A 15,866-nucleotide genomic window follows, 5' to 3' on the forward strand; every position below is an offset into this window, starting at 1 on the left:
CCTAGGGCCCGACGCTATCGAGCACAGGCTTGCGGTGCGCCACGGTCTTGACCTTTGGCAGACGCGCCGGAAACAGCCGCCGCGCCTCCAGCACGTTGATCCCCACCATCAGCCAGAACAGCGCAATCATCACCAGGGCGAAGCTGAAGTAGTGGTCGAAAAAGCCGCTGACCAGCGCCGACAGAATCCCCGCCGTGCTACCCAGCCAGATCGCATTGTCCTTGGTCAGGCGGATCGGGCCGATTTCCGGACGGGACTCGCGCCACCAGCGCCAGGTCACTGCGATAAACAGCAGCATGCTGATCACCCCGGTCTTGTAGACGAAATTCAGCCACAGGTTGGAAATCCCCAGCAGGTGCGTACCCGGCACTGGAGGGTCAACCTTGAAGCCAATGCCCAGCGGGTAACTGGCCACGGCCTGGGGGAACATGCGGTATTCGTCAAAGCGCACTTCGGTACTCGCGTTCTGCGCCGAAAAGATTGTCGCCAGACGTTCCTGCAACGGTGGGTACGACAGCACCAGCGCCACGGCCAACGCCACGCCGATCATCAGCAAACGCCCGGTGTACGGCACCCGTCGCGACGCCATCCAGATCAGCACCAGCGCCAGGCTGACCATCGCCCCCCGGCTACTGGCCAACAGCAGGGCCGCCGCACCCAGGCAGGCAACGCCCAGGCCGAGACCGCGTTTCCAGCCGGTGTTGGTGATGCCGTAGCAGAACGCCAATGGCAGCAGCAGCGCCATGATCCCGCCGGTGGCATTCGGGTGCATCCATGGCGAACCCATCCGCGAGGCCATGGCACCCAGGCCCAGGGACAGGGTGTCGAGGCTGCCGTAGTTCATCAGGGTCAGGATCGGCAACATGCCCGAGGCCGAGCGCGAGCGGATAAATACACCGATGGACATCACCAGCATCGCCAGTGTGCCCAGCAACAAGGCGATCACCAGGGCTTCGCGGTTCTTCTGTTCAACCAGCAGCTTGGCGGCGAGGAACAGCACCGACAGGTTCAGCAGCCAACGCAACCAGTTCGCCACGCCGCTGGCCTCGGCGGTGATGCTGACCTGGCCGACGATAAACGGCACCACTGTGAAGATCATCAGCCACATCAACATGCGGTCGGTAGGGCGCCGCGACAGCGGTGGGGCGGCCGGCAGGCGCGAGAGGAAACCGTGCCAGATCACCGCCGCCCAGGTCAGGGCGATCAGCGCCTCACTGACCGTACTGCGAATCCCCAGGTTGAGGGTGGAGTAGGGCATGAACGTCGCCACCAGGGCGAACAGCAGCAGCCCCCAGAACGGGAACCGCAGAATCGTCACGGCAGCGGCCAGGCCGATCACTGCCAGCACGGCCTTGACCGGGGAAAGAAACAGGATCAACCCACCAAACAGCAGGCCGAAGACGATGGCGACGAGGCTACCCAGTGAGATTCTCAATTCAATTCCTCGATCAGTTCGGCCAGGCGCCGACGGTAGGCCTGGTGGTTGAAGCGTTCGGCCCAGCTGCGTAACTGTTCAGGTGGTTGTTCGACGGGTTGGTCGGCCAGGTGCAGCATCAATTGCACCAGCGCCGCGCCGTCCGTGGGTGAAAACCGCGGTGCCAGCGGCGGGGTGATTTCGTCCAGCGAGGTACCGCTGGCCACCGCCACCGGAGTGCCGACGCTCAGGGCTTCGATTACCGGCAAGCCAAAGCCTTCCGCGTAGGAAGGCTGCCACAGGCGCAAGGCCTTGCGGTAGAGCCCGTGCAATTCAGCGTCGGATACGCCGCTCAAGGCGCGTATCCCCGGGTAGTTGCGTTGTGCTTCGGGCAAATGCTCCAGGCTGCCCACCAGCACCAGTTCCGGCACGCTCGGCGACTGGCTGCGCGCTTGCTGCCAGGCGTCCACCAGGAACGGCACGTTCTTGCGCAATTCCCGGGTACCCACCAGCAGCCAGTAGCGCTCGGGCAGTTGCCGGGCCGAGAGGTCCGCCGGCAGTCCGACAAAACCGACCACCTGGTTGGGCAACACGCGAATCTTGCCTGCCGCCTTGGGAAACAGCCGCGCGGTTTCGTCGGCACTGTACTGCGAAGGCGTCCACACCCGGTCTGCCGTGTGCACCGCATAGGTGATCGACAGCCGATCACTGGCCTTGTAGATCAGCGCCTTCAGGCGGTTGGCGTGATAGTTGTCCAGGGTGATCTGAAACAGGTCATGCAGCAGCACCACGGTGCGCAGGCCCTGGGGTTTGGGCGGCAGCGGCAGGCCCATATTGAAGGTGCTGATGTACACATCGATATGCTCATTGCGCAGCGCCTTGGGCAGGTAGCCCGCCTCGAAACGCAGGCGCTGGTGCGGCTGGTGCATGGCGGTCTTGGCGCAGCCCCAGTCCGGGCAATGCACGTTCAGGCGCAGCTCATCCCCCAGCGGCGCGACGCTGAAGCGTTCGAGCTCGATGCCGGGCAGGGTGCGCAGGGCATCTTCCAGGGCGTACACCTGGCGACTGATGCCTGATTGCGGCGAGGTGCCGACGGTGCGGTAATCGAGGCCTATGCGCATGCCGGCTCCTTTTGGCTCTGGGGCGACAGTTGCGCGTACACCTGCTCCAGCTGGCTGGCGGCGACGCTCCAGTCATGGGCACGGCGCACATAGGCGCGACCGGCTTCGCCCATGGGGGCTGCGATTTCAGGCTGTTGCAGCAGGCGCACCACGGCGTCGGCCAGGCTTTCAGCGGTCTGGCCGCCGAGGTAATCCAGGCCTTCCACCAGGTCCAGGCCGGACACGCCCTGGTCGGTACTCGCCAGCGGCAGGCCGGCGGCCAGGGCTTCAAGCACCTTGAGCTTGGAGCCGCCGCCATGGCGCAACGGCGCCAGAAACACCGAGCAACTCGATTGCAGGGCCAGCAGGTTGGAGACAAAACCCTGCCATTCGATGCGTCCGTCCTTCCAGCGTTCGCGCCAGCTTTCCGGCATGCCGAAACCGCAGACGCTCATGCGTGCGTCGGGGCAGCGGGCCCACACTTTCGGCAGGATCTCATCCAGTGCCCACTCGATGGCATCGACGTTGGGCGCGTATTCGTAGTTGCCCAGAAACAGCACGCGGCGGGTCGTCGGGTCGGGTCGGGCAGCAGCGAAGTGCGCGCAATCCACCCCGTTGACCACCACCGGTACCGGCTTGCCGGCAATCTGCGCCAGGGTCTGGGCGTCGGCGTCGGTCACGGCGACCACTTGCGCGGCCTGGCGCATCACCCGGTGTTCCCAGCGGCCGTAGCGCCATTGATCGTAGCGTATGAACGGCAACGCCCAGCCGGGCAGGCGGTCGTAAGTCGCGGCGCCGAGGGACGATTCGACATTGTGCTCGGTCAGCACAAACGGCTGGGAGCGACGGGCCAATGCAGCTTCGTAAGGCTGGAAGGTGTAGGTATGTTCGATCTGCACCACGTCCCAATGCTCGGTCAGCAAGCGCTCGAAGGTGTCCTGCAGTTCACCCGACAGGCCATTCACACTGGCCAGCAACGGGTACGGCGCAAACAGCCCGGCCAGCAGGGTCTTCAGGCTGCGCAGCGGGCGCCGGGGGAGGATGATCACCTGTTCCAGAAAGGCTTCCAGCACGTGGCGATCCGTCAGCGATACCGCATGTTTGTCATGCAGCAGCAAGGTGATCCGATGCCCGCGCGCAGCCAGGCTGCGCAGCAAATGAAACTGGCGCGTCTTGCCGCCGCTGGTAGCGGGCCAAGGCGAGTAGGGCAGGATCCAGAGGATGCGCATGGGTGGCTTCAATCCCATAACAGAATTTGCAGGTTCGGCTTGACCGGTACGTCCAGTCCATTGGTGCCACTCAAGGGTGTTTCGGTGCCGCGCAACGGGTCATACAAAGTGGCGGTGGTCATGCCCGGCAAGTGCGCGCTGCCGCCACGGGCCGACCAGAAAAACCACACTTTGCGCCCGTCGGCACGGGACCAGCCGATGCTGAACAGGCCATCGGGCAACTGATCGGCGGTGGGTGGGTCGCCGGGGGTCAATTTGGGCCCGCTCACCTGCAGGAAATTCTGCAGCGCGGTGTACGACGGCTTGGGGTTGGCGTCGATGTCGAGCAAGCCATAACTCTGGTCGCGCACGCTGGCGCGCTGGTCCAGGTCGCTCAGGGTGAACAGGAAGATCTTGTCGAAATCCAGCGCGCTCATCAGCGCGACGCGGCGCACGATGTAGTCGGCCTGGCCCTGGGTGGTGATGAAGTCCTGCACCTCTTTCGGGCCTTTGTAGGTCGACCAGCCCCACTCGGTGCTCCACAGGGTATTCACCCCGGCCGCCCGCAGCTTCTGGTTGAGGGCGCTGGTTTTTTCGACAAAGTCGAGGTTCGACGGCGTGTTGCCTTCGGGCAATTGGGTGTAGGGGTGATAGGACATGATGGTATTCAGGCTCGGCACGCCCAGTTGCAGCAGCCCGTCGAGCATGTTCTGGCCGTTGGGCATTTCGCTGAAGAATGCCATGCCGGCGGCCACCACCGGTTTGTTCGGGTTCACCACCCGCAACGCGGCGGCGGTGACTTGCAACAGGTTCGCATAGCCGGCCGGGTCGGCGGCGGGGCGCCAGAACCCCAGCAGGTTCGGTTCGTTCCACACCTGCCACGCATCTACGCTGGGGTAACGCTGTTCCAGCAATGCCATGCGGTTGGCGAAGATATTCGGGTCCTTGGGCGGGAACTGGTCCTGGTACGGCGAGGAGGCGGGCGCGGTGGTGGCGAACTTCGCCGAGCCCACCAGGTAGAACACCGACTTGATCTGGTTCTGCTGCAGCTTGTTCACCAGTTCGTCGAGGGTCGCGACGTTGTACTGGTTCTCGGCGGTTTCCAGCTGGTCCCAGTGCAGGTCCAGGCGCACCCACTCCAGGCCCAGGGCCTTGAGGCGGTCGATCTGCTTCTGATAACGCTCGGGGCTGAACCACAGGAACTGCGCGTTCACCCCCAGGAAGTCCTTCCACACGACCTCTTTGCTGCCCTTGAGCACATGGCTCTCGGCATCGGCCGGGCGGCCCCAGAGAAAGGCGGTCAAACCCAGCGCAGCGACGACTGCGAGGGTAGCGAGGTAAGTCCGTTTACGCGCCATGGTTGCCTCCTGCAACGGTTTGCTCAAACAGGCTCGCGAACTTCTGCGCGGTCACTGGCCACAACCGTTCGCGGCCTATGGCGGCGGCGCGTGCGGCCCAGTCCGTGGCCATGTGCGGGTTGCGTGCGAGCCGCAGCAGTTGTTCGCTCAAGGCGGCTACATCGCCTTGTGGATAGATGGCGCCATTGCCGCTGGCGACTTCCTCGGCAAACGCCCTGGCATCGGAGGTGATCGCGCCGCGCCCGCAGGCGGCAGCCCAGGACAATGCGCCGCTGGTGCCGCGCTGGCGGCCCAGCAGGCCGAGCTTTTTCGATTCGCGATACGGCAGCACCATCACATGGTGCGCCTGGATCGTCTGCGGGATCTCGCTGGCCGGCAAATTCAGCCGCCAGTCGATGGAGCCTGCCAGGCCGAGTTCGGCAATCTGGCTGTTCAACTGCTCCAGGTAATTGCCGCCTGTGCCAAACGCCATTTCGGCGGCAGTGCCACCGGCCAGGGTCAGGCGCACACGGTCACGCAATTCGGGGGCTTTTTCGAAGGCGGCGGCCAGGGCCTGCAACAGGTCTTCGATGCCTTTGCCACGGTAGATAAAACCGAAATACAACAGGTGCAGCGTGTCCAGCGGCGGCAAGGCCACCGGCGGGATATCCAGGTTGGCGTGGTTGATCACCGCCACCTTGCCGGCGGGCAATTGCATGCGCGCCGTCAGGCAGTCGGCGCCCAGGCGGGTGAGGGTCACCAGCCGGGTCAGGCCCTGGGCGACGTGACGTTCTTCGCGCAGGGTCAAGGGATCGGCCAGCACCACTGCCGCCTGGGGCAATGGGCTGGGCAAGGATTCCAGCAGGTTCAGCGGAAAGGGCAATTGCTCGCGCCGCCAGACCATGCGTTCCGGGTCATGCACCGTGGCGGTCAACGGCAGGGCGGGGTAGGCCTTGCGCAATTCGCGCAGGGCCAGGAACTCCCCCAGCCGCCCGCCGCCCAGCTCGGCGTGGACCAGGTCAACACCCTGCCAGTCGAAACCGGCAATGGCTTGCTTGATCGCCGCCGTGCTGCCGACCACGCCCGTCAAGGGCGTAGCCACCTCGACGCCCAGTTGCTCCAGTGCCGTCTTGAAGTGGTTCGCGTAGTCGGCGATCCCGTTCTTTTCCGGCGGCAGGGGAGCGAGCAGGGCGATGCGCATCAGAACGAACCCCGGTATTTGGCGATGGTTTTCAGCACCTTGACCGGTACCTCGAACTTGCGGCGGTTGATGATAATGCCATCGACCTTGCCGAACGCCGTGGTGAGGATCGACAGTGCGTGTTCCACCACCGGTACCGTGCTTTTTTGCGCTTCCACTACCAGCGCAATCAGGTCGGCACGGCGCAGGTTGATGAACGCATCACGATTGTCTAGGAGCGCCGAAGCATCCAGCAGTACCACCTGGCCCGGAATCGCCGGCTCAACCCCGCCGATCCGCACCCGCACGCCGTTCTCTTCCAGCAACTGGCGCAACTGTTCGACGATAAAGCTCACGCCTTCACCGTGCCGTGCCGAGGTCAGCCCCAGGGTCAGGCCCTGTTCGGCAATACGCTCCAGCGGCAGCAACCCATACAGGCGATAGATGCTCGCGTTGAAGGCGTTGGTGCTTTGCGCGGTGCTGGTGTCCAACTCCGGCAGCGTGGTCCACAGCGGCAGGCCGAATTTGCCTTCCACCAGGCCGCCGTCGTGGATCCGTTGATCCAGCAGGTAGCACAGGTAGATCACCAGCAAGCCGACCACGATGGAGAACGGGATCGCCAGCAACAGCATCAGCAGGGTTTTCGGGAAGACGCGCCCAGGGTTCAGGGTGGCTTCTTCGATCACCGCGATGTTACTGATCTGGCTCTTGTCCAGTTCGCGGTCGATCCGCGATTTTTCCAGGCTGTCGACATACAGCGCGTAGTTTTTCTCGGTGCCGTTCAACTCACGGGCCAGGCGCGCCAGTTCCGGCTCGATGGCCAGGGCGTCCTTGCGCTGGGCTTCCAGTTCAGTCAGTTGTTTCTGCTGTTGCACCAACTGTGTACGCAGCGACTGGTTGCGGCTGGTCTCATCCAGCAGTACCCGTTGCAGGTGGATTTCCAGGGTGTTCGGCGCGCGGTTCTCGGAGCTTTGCACCGTGTCGCTTTCACCGGCGACCTGGGCCTGCATGGCACGGATCGAAGCGTCCAGGGCTTTGACCGGCGGCGCGTTATCCGTATAGGTACGCATCATGTCAGCTTTTTCCAGGAGCTTCTGGTTCAGCAGGCGACGCAAGTCTTGTTGCTGCGGGTTCAACGCAATCTGGCGAACCGTGGTCACCTCTTTGGGCTGGCCCTTGAGTTGGTCACGGGTGCTCTGCAACGCCACGTCGGAGGAAGCGATCAGCCGAGTGGAGTTGAACACCTCGCCACGCAGCACGTTAATCCGCTCGGACAAGTCTTCCAGGCGATCGGTGATGCTCGAGGCGCCGATGTCGTTCAAGTGCGCGAGGATCTGCTCCTTGTAGCTCTTGATCTGCGCAGCGCTGGAAGACACCTGGCCTTCATAGAACGCATACAGGCTCTTGCGGCCCAACGCCTGGGTGCGCTCGTCGATGTAGGTCTCGACCCAATCCTTGACCACCGCCTGGGCGATTTGCGGGTCATCCCAGCGGAAGCTGATGTCCATCACCGTAGAGCCGATGGCGTGGGTCACTTCGAAGTTTTTCTCCAGGCTTTTCGCCAGGCGTTCCACCGGGGTGGTTTCTTCGACGATGCCAACGGTTTCCAGCACCACTCGCACACCGTCAAATACGGCACTGATGCCTTTCTTGACGTACCACTTGGTGCGCTTCCACACGCCTTCCGGCGGCTGCATCTTGTCCATCACGTCCAGGTAATGCTCGGCCACTGCACGCACGATAGGGCGGCCGGTCAGCAGGCGCTCTTCGTCGACAATCGGGTCGCGCTGGGTACTCGGCATGACGATCGGCTGACGGTTGTCGACCTCGATCGGCATCGTCGAGTCACGTCCTGGTTTTACCAGCAATCGCGCGGTGGATTCATACTTGGCCGGCAGCAGGAACGCCCCCAGCAAAATGATCACCAGCGCGGCAATCGCCGCCAGTTTGAACTCGTGCTTGAAGATGAAGAACAGACGCAGAAGATCACGAAAAGAACGGATCTCGATCATGGGATGTCGCTCCTTTAGTGGTTCGTGGTGTAGCTGTAGCCCACACCAATGGATTTGGTGAAGGGAATCAGCTGGTTCAGGTAAGTGTCCACGCCTTGGATCCGTTCGCCGACGTTGGACTTGGGTACAAACACCACGTCACCGCGTTGCAGCGCCACGGGCTTGCGGCCCAGTGCGCCGTTCTTCAGGTACTGGCTGAAATCGAGGAAGTAGGCGTGGTAGACGCCTTGGCCATCTTCACGCAGCAGGGCGACCATGCTCGCGTTGCCCACCGAGCTCACGCCGCCGGCACCGAGAATCGCCTGCTCCATGGTCGGGGCCGTGGCGATGGAGACAGCCGACGGGTTTAATACCGCGCCGCCGACGATCACCGTGTTGCCCGGCGCCTGGTTGATGTTCACCGTCACCCGAGGCTCGCGATACACCGGTGCGAGTTTCTGGCTCAGCTCGGCGGCGACTTCCGCCGGCGTGCGCCGCGCCACCTGGATCGGCCCCAGGAAGGGATAGTTGATCTTGCCGTCGTTCTGCACGGTGTACAGCGTCAGCTCGTAAATCGTGCTGACGTTGAACGCCGACAGGGTTGGCATTTCCCCGGCATCGCGGACAATCCGCAACTGGTCGCCGATGCGGATCCGCTCCACCGCCGGTGGCAGTTGGGCCATGCGATCGAGGGCCTGCTTGCCCTCGTCCACCGTCTTGCCATCGGGCGCGACGATCCGCGCGGGCGTATTGCAGGCGGCCAATGCCATCATGGCCAGGACGAGCAAGGTTCGTTTCATCAAAGGGGTCTTCCTGTAGGTCATGATGCTCACCTCCAATAACCGGGGAACATGCTGATGCGCCGCTTGAGGGCGAGGGGGAGCTGGCGCTCCAGATGGCCCAGCCGGTAGCCGAGCAATTTGAACGCGCTGCGCACCAGTACTTCGGGTACGCGGTGCAATGCACCGGCTTCGCGTAACGCTCGAAGCTCGGCCAGTACATAGCGTTTACCTTCACCGCCGGCATCGCCAAAAGCCTGGCGGATCCACGGCTCGCGGCCGTAGAAAACGCCAATGTCGAAGTAGCGGTGAAACTCATCCATGAGACGGTAATCGTGGGAGTGATAGACCAGGGCGGTGGCGGCGTAGCGCACCTTGTAGCCTTCCAGCAGCATGCGGGCGGCGACGTAGGCGTCCTCGCTGCCGATCACATCCGCGGGGAAGCCACCGACGGCTTGCAGGGCGCTGCGCCGGTACACCGAAAACGAATCCGAGCTGAAGCAGGTCTTGATCCCCAGCTCCGGCGCATCAGCCAGGCTTTTGCTGCGGCTTTGCGGCGGGTAATTGAAGTGGCGTGACTGGGCGCCCAGCACGCCGGCATCCGGGTGCGGCAACTGGCGGCCGTAAGCGACGCCGTTGAGCGGGTCCAGTTCCAGTTCGCCCACCAGGTTGGCGAACGTCTCGGGTTCGGCGGGGATCGCGTCCTGGGTCATCACGATCAGCGCGTCGCCGTCGACTTGCTCGCTGGCCCAGCGGCGGGTGCCGCCATGGTTGAAGTCCTTGGCATCGATCACTTCGACCCGTGCGCCGAACTCGCGAAAACGCGCCACGGTGTCATCGCTGGAAGCGCTGTCGACCACCAGGGTTTCGTCCGGTTGCAGGGTTTGCATGCGCAGCGCCGGCAGCAGCCGGTCGAGGTGGCTGGAAGCGTTGCGGGTCGGGATGATCAGGGCGGTACGCATCACTTCTTCACTTCGGCCGGAGCCCGGCCGTAGATGTCGTCAAAACGCACAATGTCGTCTTCGCCCAGGTACTCGCCGCTCTGCACCTCGATCATCACCAGGTCGATGATGCCGGGGTTGGTCAGGCGGTGCTTGTGCCCGGCCGGAATGTAGGTGGACTCGTTGGCGTTGATCAGGAATTCACGGTCGCCGTTGGTAATCATCGCCGCGCCGCTGACTACTACCCAGTGCTCGCTGCGGTGATGGTGCATTTGCAGGGACAGCGAGGCCTGGGGCTTGACCACGATGCGCTTGATCTTGAAGCGGCTGCTTTCTTCCAGCACGGTGTAGGTGCCCCATGGCCGGGTGACGGTGCGGTGCAGGCTGAATGCCGGATGGTCCTGGCGCTTGAGCTCGGCGACGATGTAGCGCACGTCCTGGCTGCGTTTGGCGTCGGCAATCAGGATCGCATCCGGGGTGTCGACGACGATCAGGTCGCGCACGCCCACTGCGCCCAACACGCGCTTGGGCGAGTCGATGTAGCAGTTGTGCACGTCATGCAGGATCGCCTGGCCATTGACCTGGTTGCCGTTGGCGTCGCTGGGGGTGAGTTGGCGCACCGCGTCCCAGGAACCGATATCACTCCAGCCGATGTCGCAGGGCACCACCGCCACTTGCGCGGATTTTTCCATCAGCGCCACGTCGATCGAGATGTCGGGCGCCGCGCCGAAACCTTCAGCGTTCAGCTCGCGCTGACGGCAACTGTTGTTGTTCAGGCTGTGGCCGTGCTCGAGGGCGGCCTTGGCGGCGTCCAGCACGGCGGGGGCGTGCAGCGCCAGTTCCTCCAGCAATGTACCGGCCTTGAAGCAGAACATCCCGGCATTCCACAGGTGCTTGCCGCCGTCCAGATAGCCCTGGGCGGTGGCCAGGTCGGGCTTCTCGACGAAGCGCTTGACCCGGAACCCCTGGCCCAGCGCCTCGCCTTGTTCGATATAGCCGAAGCCGGTTTCCGGGTGGTCGGGCTGGATGCCGAACGTCACCAGGTAGCCGGCTTCCGCCAGTTCGCGGGCCTGGGTGACGGCATCGGCGAAGGCGCTTTCATCAAGAATCAGATGGTCGGCAGGCAGGATCAGTAACTGTGCCTCGCTGCCGAAGTTTTCCTGTACATGCAGGGCGGCCACGGCGATGGCGGCGGCGGTGTTGCGCCCGAAAGGCTCAAGCAACAGGTCAAGGGCCAGATGGGCCTTGTTGACCACGCGGTAGTCATCGAGGGTGCGAAACAGCAGGTCGCGGTTGGTCACCGTCAGCACGCTTTCCACACCCGGCAGGTGACTGGCCCGCAGGAACGTCTTCTGCAGCAGGCTCTGGTCATCACGCATGCGCATGAAAGGCTTGGGCATGTTCTGCCGCGACACCGGCCACAGCCGGGTGCCCGAACCACCGGAAATGATGCAGGGAATCAAGCCGTTGAGGGTGTTCATCAATAGACTTCCTTGGTCGAAAGGACGGCCGGGACCGTCATGAAAACGATGTACAAGTCGAACCACACCGACCACTTCGAGATGTACTCCAGGTCGTACTCAACGCGTTTCTGGATTTTGAACAGGGTGTCGGTTTCACCACGATAGCCGTTGATTTGCGCCCAGCCAGTGATGCCCGGTTTTACCCGGTGGCGCGAGCTGTACTCGCTCACGGCAACTTCGTAGGGCACGCCGGCGGCCTTGGTCGCGGTGGCATGCGGGCGCGGGCCGACCATCGACATGTTGCCCAGCAGCACGTTGAACAGCTGCGGCAGCTCATCGATGCTGGTCTTGCGAATGATCCGGCCCACGCGGGTGATGCGCGGGTCGCCGCGGGTGGTCTGGCGGTCGGCGTTGAAGTCGCTCATCTCGGCGTACATCGAGCGGAACTTGAACACCCGGATCACGTTGTCGTTGTAGCCAAACCGGTTCTGGCGAAACAGCACCGGGCCCTTGGAGTCGAGCTTGATGGCAATCGCCGTGATCAGCATGATCGGCGACAGTGCCACCAGGCCCAGGGTTGCCAGGATCAGGTCTTCACAGCGCTTGATAAACGGCGACCAGCCCCGCAGCGGCACGTGGGAGGTGTTGAACATCAGGATGCCGCCCACATCGGTGATACGGCTGTGGCCATAGCGCAGGGCCGCCATGTCGGGCACCAGCATGACGTTGACCGACATCTGCCGCAGGCGCTTTACCAGCCCGTTGATCCGCTGTTCGGCGGCCCAGGGCAGGGTAATCATCACCTGGTTGACCTGCTCGGAGCGGATCAGTTTTTCCAGGTCGCGCGTGTTGCCCAGCAGCGGCAGGTTGCTCAGTTCCTTGGGGATGCGCTCGGTGCGGTCGTCGATAAAACCGATCAGTCCGGAACGGATATCGCCGTTGCGCTGCAAGTGGTCGGCCACGTGCACGGCGGTGTCGGTGAAGCCGAGGATCACCGTGCGTTGCAGGTATTTGCCGCTGGCCATCAGGTTGCGGAACAGGCGCAGCATCACGATCCGCTCCAGCCCGAACAACGCCAGGCTGGTGATAAACCAGAACGCCAGGTTGCGCGGGCTCAACTGCGGGAACATCAGCAGAATCTGGTACATGAACAGCAGGATGCAAAAGGCCGCGGACCAGGCCACCAGCATGGTGCGAAACCGCAGGCGGTTGCTGAACAGCTCCTCGGAGTAAACCCCCATGGCCTGGAACAGAATGATCGTCAGGATCGCGAAAAACAGCAGCAAGCCGAGAAAGTGCGCGCGCAGTTCGGGGGCCATCGGGTCTGGATAAAACAGCAGGATCAGTGCTGGAAAAACGGCGGTGAGGCCGTGCATCAATTTTACGAAAACAACAAAGAACTCAATGAAACCGGCCCGGGTCAAAAACAGGCTGTCGACTGACGACTTCTCGCGCATAAAAACATCCCTCATTGCACACCAGGGCTTCCTTGTTCGGCTGCTCATCCATAAAGGCAGGGCTTGCTTTATAAGTGGCGCCAGACGAACGGTTACTTCGCTGGGTAATACGCAATTACCTATCTATCTGCAGGGAATTTGCGGGGTAATGGCTAAATGATGGTTCCCTTTTCGTCGCTCGTCAAGGTTTTGACTTTTTTATAAGAACTTCGGTCTAGACACGTCAGGTGCTCTTCAGCGTGACAGTTTGTTGACTGTCTTGGTCGGATTTCCGGGTTTTCCCGGAACAAAATGCTGGCGTTTTGGAGTGTAGGAACAAATTTAGGAAATTTCCTGCGGCTGAGGAAAACCTTTTTTTGACGGAGGTCGGATGCGGGGTTTTTCGGGGACAAGCGACGAGTGGTGAGGACGTGAGTCCGTCACCACATTGAGGCGGTACTAACCTTAAAAATTGCCTTTCAAACTGACGGTAAAGTTGCGCGGTTCGCCGTAGAAATTACCCCAGTCGGCCGTTCCCACCGTCTGATAGTAATTTTTGTCGAAGAGATTGTTACCGTTCAGCGCCACCGTCCATGTGTCATCAACCCGGTACGCCAACCGCGCATTCCATACCGCATAACCGGCTTGTTCCAGTTTGATGCCTTGAATTCGGTAGTTGCTGCTCTGGGCGTTGACGCCGGTGCCGACGCTCCATTTCGACAGTGTGCCGTCCAACTGATAATCGCCCCACAAGCGCAGCATGTGTCGCGGCACGTAGCTGTTTGCAACCGCGCCAATGGCGGCGCTGTTGATGTTGTTGAGGTTCTTGGTCTGGGTGTAGGTGTAGCCGCCCGCCACTTGCAAGCGTTCCAGCAACTCGCCACTCAACTCGGCTTCGACACCTTGTGCGCGAACCTTGCCAGTGTCGGTGTAGCAATAGCCGTCTGCCGAGGTACCGCATTGGGTGGTGTAGTCGGTTTCGGCGGCGTTTTTCTCGATAGCGCGGAACAATGCCAGCGAGCTGTTGAGGCGCCCCTCAAACCATTCGCCCTTGATGCCCAGCTCGTAGTTTTCGCCGATTTTGGGCTTGAGGGCAGCGCCGGTCACCGTGGCGTTGGAGCTTTGTGGCTGGAAGATATCGGCGTAGCTGGCGTACACCGAAAGGTTGTCGTCGAGGTCATAGATCACCGCGGCGAACGGCGTGACTTCACCGGTTTCCTTGGTGCGTGCATCCTGCAGGGCCCATTCGCCCCAGGCGAGGTTATTCGACTGGCGGCGGTTTTCGAACCAACTGACGCGACTGCCGAGCACCACCATCAATGGCTCGGCCAGCCTCAGGCGCAAAGTGGCGTAGGTACCGTACTGGGTGGCGGTTTCCTTGACGGTGCCGCCCCGGTACATGTTGGGCCAGAAGGTATCGTTGGCGGGCTGCGGGAAGTGGTGGTTGGGCAGGAAGATACTTTGCCGGTCGGGCAGGCTGCGGATCGCGTAGACATCGTCCTGGGTGCCACGGCTGCCATTGGCGCCGATGATGAGTTCATGCTGCAAACCGAACGCTTCGAACTTACCGTCCAGGTAGGCATCCAGTCCGAAATCCCGGTGGTCGTAGTCAAACAGCGCGGCGTACATCTCGGCGGTTGGCGCCGGATCACCGTACTTCACGGTGCCTTGGCTGGCGGCGTATTTGATGTCTTGCAGGTTGCGGCTGTTCACCGCCGTGACCTTGAGTTGCCAGTCGTCGTTGAAGTGGTGGGTGAGGTCGGCAAACAGCGTAGTGCGTTGGCTCTGCCAGTCGTTCCAGGCCTGGCCCAGGCAGGTGGATTGGCTCAGGCCGATGCTCTTGCCGTCGCTGTAGCGCGGCACACCGCCCCAGCAGGGCGTTGCATCGACATCTTCGTAGCTGGCACCGATGCCCAGGGTGGTGTCAGGCGAGAGGTCAACATCCAGTGCGAGGTAAACAGCTTGGTCCTGGCGCTTGGAGACGTCCATGTACGAGCCACGGTTCTGTTGGCTGACCACGGCGCGGCCGCGTACGGTGCCGCTGTCATTGAGCGGGCCGCCGGTATCGACGTCGGCGCGGTAGTTGTCCCAGGTGCCGGCAGACAGCGACAGGCTGGTGGTGGGTTTGTCTTGTGGCCGCTTGCGCACGAAGTTCACCGCACCACTGGCGGTGCCGGCGCCCTTGAGCATACCGGCCGCGCCCTTGAGCACTTCCACCCGGTCATAGATCGCCATGTTGGCGGTGAAGCTGTCGGCCTGTACGTAGTCTTTGCCGATGTCCAACGGCACACCGTCGAACTGGTATTGGCCGAGCATCTTGAAACCACGGGAATAGAAATACTTGCCACCCATAGGTGAGTCGTAGGTGGTGATGCCCGGGGTGTGTTCCAGTAATTGATCGATGGTGGTGATGTTCTGGTCGTCGATCAGCTTGCGGGTCATGACGCTGACCGATTGCGGTGTTTCCCGCAGGCTGTGGGCGCCCTTGCCGATGGTCACGGCGCCAGTGGTGTAGGAACCGCTGCCGTCAGTGGTGACGCCGAGGTGTTCGCCGGTCACGGTGGTGGCACCCAGGTTCAGCGCGCCGGTGTCCGCGACTTGCGGCAACAGCAGCCAGGTGTTGTTGCTCTGGCGTTGGGCTTGCAAGCCCTGGCCCTGGATCAATTGGCTCAAGGCCTGTTGGCTGTCCAGCGCGCCGTTGAGGCCGGGGCTGGTCTTGCCGGCGACGCTGGTGGCGTCATAGGACAGGCTGATACTCGCCTGGCGCGCAAACTGGTCGAGCACGGTGGCCAATGGGCCGGGTGCAATGTTCCAGTCACGGGCCTGGGTGTCGCTGGCAGGCGTTTGCGCCATGACCGCCAGGGGCAGGGCGCTGCCGTTCAGGCAGGCACCGAGCAGGGCGGCGTGCACCGCATGCTTGAGGGGAGAACGCTTGGAGGGGAACGCTTGCATGACCGCGGAATGCTCCTGAAGGAAGTGGACAGAATCGGCCTGTTGATCGGCCTTTCCTTACAGGT

Annotated in this window: 11 protein-coding genes; all 11 read right to left on the reverse strand. The window is 62.5% G+C overall.

Annotated features, from left to right (window positions below; all coding sequences use genetic code 11):
• Position 1: 1 nt before the first annotated feature.
• Positions 2 to 1,429, reverse strand: coding sequence for an O-antigen ligase family protein (locus tag HX818_RS18985; protein WP_177020562.1), 1,428 nt, complete (start codon positions 1,427 to 1,429; stop codon positions 2 to 4).
• Positions 1,430 to 1,431: 2 nt separating this feature from the next.
• On the reverse strand, positions 1,432 to 2,535 hold the full coding sequence (locus HX818_RS18990) for a glycosyltransferase family 1 protein (RefSeq protein WP_008434566.1): 1,104 nt from the start codon (positions 2,533 to 2,535) through the stop codon (positions 1,432 to 1,434).
• The gene (locus tag HX818_RS18995; protein ID WP_177020552.1) at positions 2,526 to 3,743 is read right to left on the reverse strand and encodes a glycosyltransferase family 4 protein; all 1,218 of its coding nucleotides are present in this window, start codon (positions 3,741 to 3,743) and stop codon (positions 2,526 to 2,528) included. Before HX818_RS18995 ends, HX818_RS18990 begins: the two co-directional genes overlap by 10 nt.
• Positions 3,744 to 3,751: 8 nt before the next feature.
• Complete coding sequence (locus HX818_RS19000; RefSeq protein ID WP_008434562.1) at positions 3,752 to 5,080, reverse strand: cellulase family glycosylhydrolase; 1,329 nt, start codon at positions 5,078 to 5,080, stop codon at positions 3,752 to 3,754.
• Positions 5,070 to 6,260, reverse strand: coding sequence for a glycosyltransferase (locus tag HX818_RS19005; protein WP_003208215.1), 1,191 nt, complete (start codon positions 6,258 to 6,260; stop codon positions 5,070 to 5,072). The genes HX818_RS19000 and HX818_RS19005 overlap by 11 nt, the downstream gene beginning before the upstream one ends.
• Positions 6,260 to 8,251: an exopolysaccharide transport family protein gene (locus HX818_RS19010; RefSeq protein ID WP_003208213.1), complete on the reverse strand. Its 1,992-nt coding sequence runs from the start codon at positions 8,249 to 8,251 to the stop codon at positions 6,260 to 6,262. Before HX818_RS19010 ends, HX818_RS19005 begins: the two co-directional genes overlap by 1 nt.
• 14 nt (positions 8,252 to 8,265) lie before the next feature.
• Entirely contained in the window at positions 8,266 to 9,030 is a 765-nt protein-coding gene (locus HX818_RS19015; RefSeq protein WP_008434559.1) for a polysaccharide biosynthesis/export family protein, read from the reverse strand.
• 29 nt (positions 9,031 to 9,059) lie between these two features.
• Complete coding sequence (locus tag HX818_RS19020; protein WP_008434557.1) at positions 9,060 to 9,971, reverse strand: glycosyltransferase family 2 protein; 912 nt, start codon at positions 9,969 to 9,971, stop codon at positions 9,060 to 9,062.
• A complete protein-coding gene (locus HX818_RS19025; RefSeq protein WP_003208208.1) occupies positions 9,971 to 11,431 on the reverse strand; it encodes a mannose-1-phosphate guanylyltransferase/mannose-6-phosphate isomerase in 1,461 nt (486 codons plus the stop codon). Before HX818_RS19025 ends, HX818_RS19020 begins: the two co-directional genes overlap by 1 nt.
• Entirely contained in the window at positions 11,431 to 12,870 is a 1,440-nt protein-coding gene (locus tag HX818_RS19030; RefSeq protein ID WP_003208206.1) for an undecaprenyl-phosphate glucose phosphotransferase, read from the reverse strand. The genes HX818_RS19025 and HX818_RS19030 overlap by 1 nt, the downstream gene beginning before the upstream one ends.
• Positions 12,871 to 13,314: 444 nt before the next feature.
• Positions 13,315 to 15,801: a TonB-dependent receptor gene (locus HX818_RS19035; RefSeq protein ID WP_177020553.1), complete on the reverse strand. Its 2,487-nt coding sequence runs from the start codon at positions 15,799 to 15,801 to the stop codon at positions 13,315 to 13,317.
• Positions 15,802 to 15,866: the final 65 nt, after the last annotated feature.

Origin of the sequence: Pseudomonas sp. F9001 (genome assembly GCF_013385435.1) — a bacterium.
Lineage (GTDB): Bacteria > Pseudomonadota > Gammaproteobacteria > Pseudomonadales > Pseudomonadaceae > Aquipseudomonas.

Excerpts from the sequence above, each read along its gene's own strand:
- HX818_RS18990 (WP_008434566.1), bottom strand. The coding sequence starts at position 2,535 with ATGCGCATAGGCCTCGATTACCGCACCGTCGGCACCTCGCCGCAATCA.
- HX818_RS18995 (WP_177020552.1), bottom strand. The coding sequence starts at position 3,743 with ATGCGCATCCTCTGGATCCTGCCCTACTCGCCTTGGCCCGCTACCAGC.
- HX818_RS19000 (WP_008434562.1), bottom strand. The coding sequence starts at position 5,080 with ATGGCGCGTAAACGGACTTACCTCGCTACCCTCGCAGTCGTCGCTGCG.
- HX818_RS19005 (WP_003208215.1), bottom strand. The coding sequence starts at position 6,260 with ATGCGCATCGCCCTGCTCGCTCCCCTGCCGCCGGAAAAGAACGGGATC.
- HX818_RS19010 (WP_003208213.1), bottom strand. The coding sequence starts at position 8,251 with ATGATCGAGATCCGTTCTTTTCGTGATCTTCTGCGTCTGTTCTTCATC.
- HX818_RS19015 (WP_008434559.1), bottom strand. The coding sequence starts at position 9,030 with ATGAAACGAACCTTGCTCGTCCTGGCCATGATGGCATTGGCCGCCTGC.
- HX818_RS19020 (WP_008434557.1), bottom strand. The coding sequence starts at position 9,971 with ATGCGTACCGCCCTGATCATCCCGACCCGCAACGCTTCCAGCCACCTC.
- HX818_RS19025 (WP_003208208.1), bottom strand. The coding sequence starts at position 11,431 with ATGAACACCCTCAACGGCTTGATTCCCTGCATCATTTCCGGTGGTTCG.
- HX818_RS19030 (WP_003208206.1), bottom strand. The coding sequence starts at position 12,870 with ATGCGCGAGAAGTCGTCAGTCGACAGCCTGTTTTTGACCCGGGCCGGT.
- HX818_RS19035 (WP_177020553.1), bottom strand. The coding sequence starts at position 15,801 with ATGCAAGCGTTCCCCTCCAAGCGTTCTCCCCTCAAGCATGCGGTGCAC.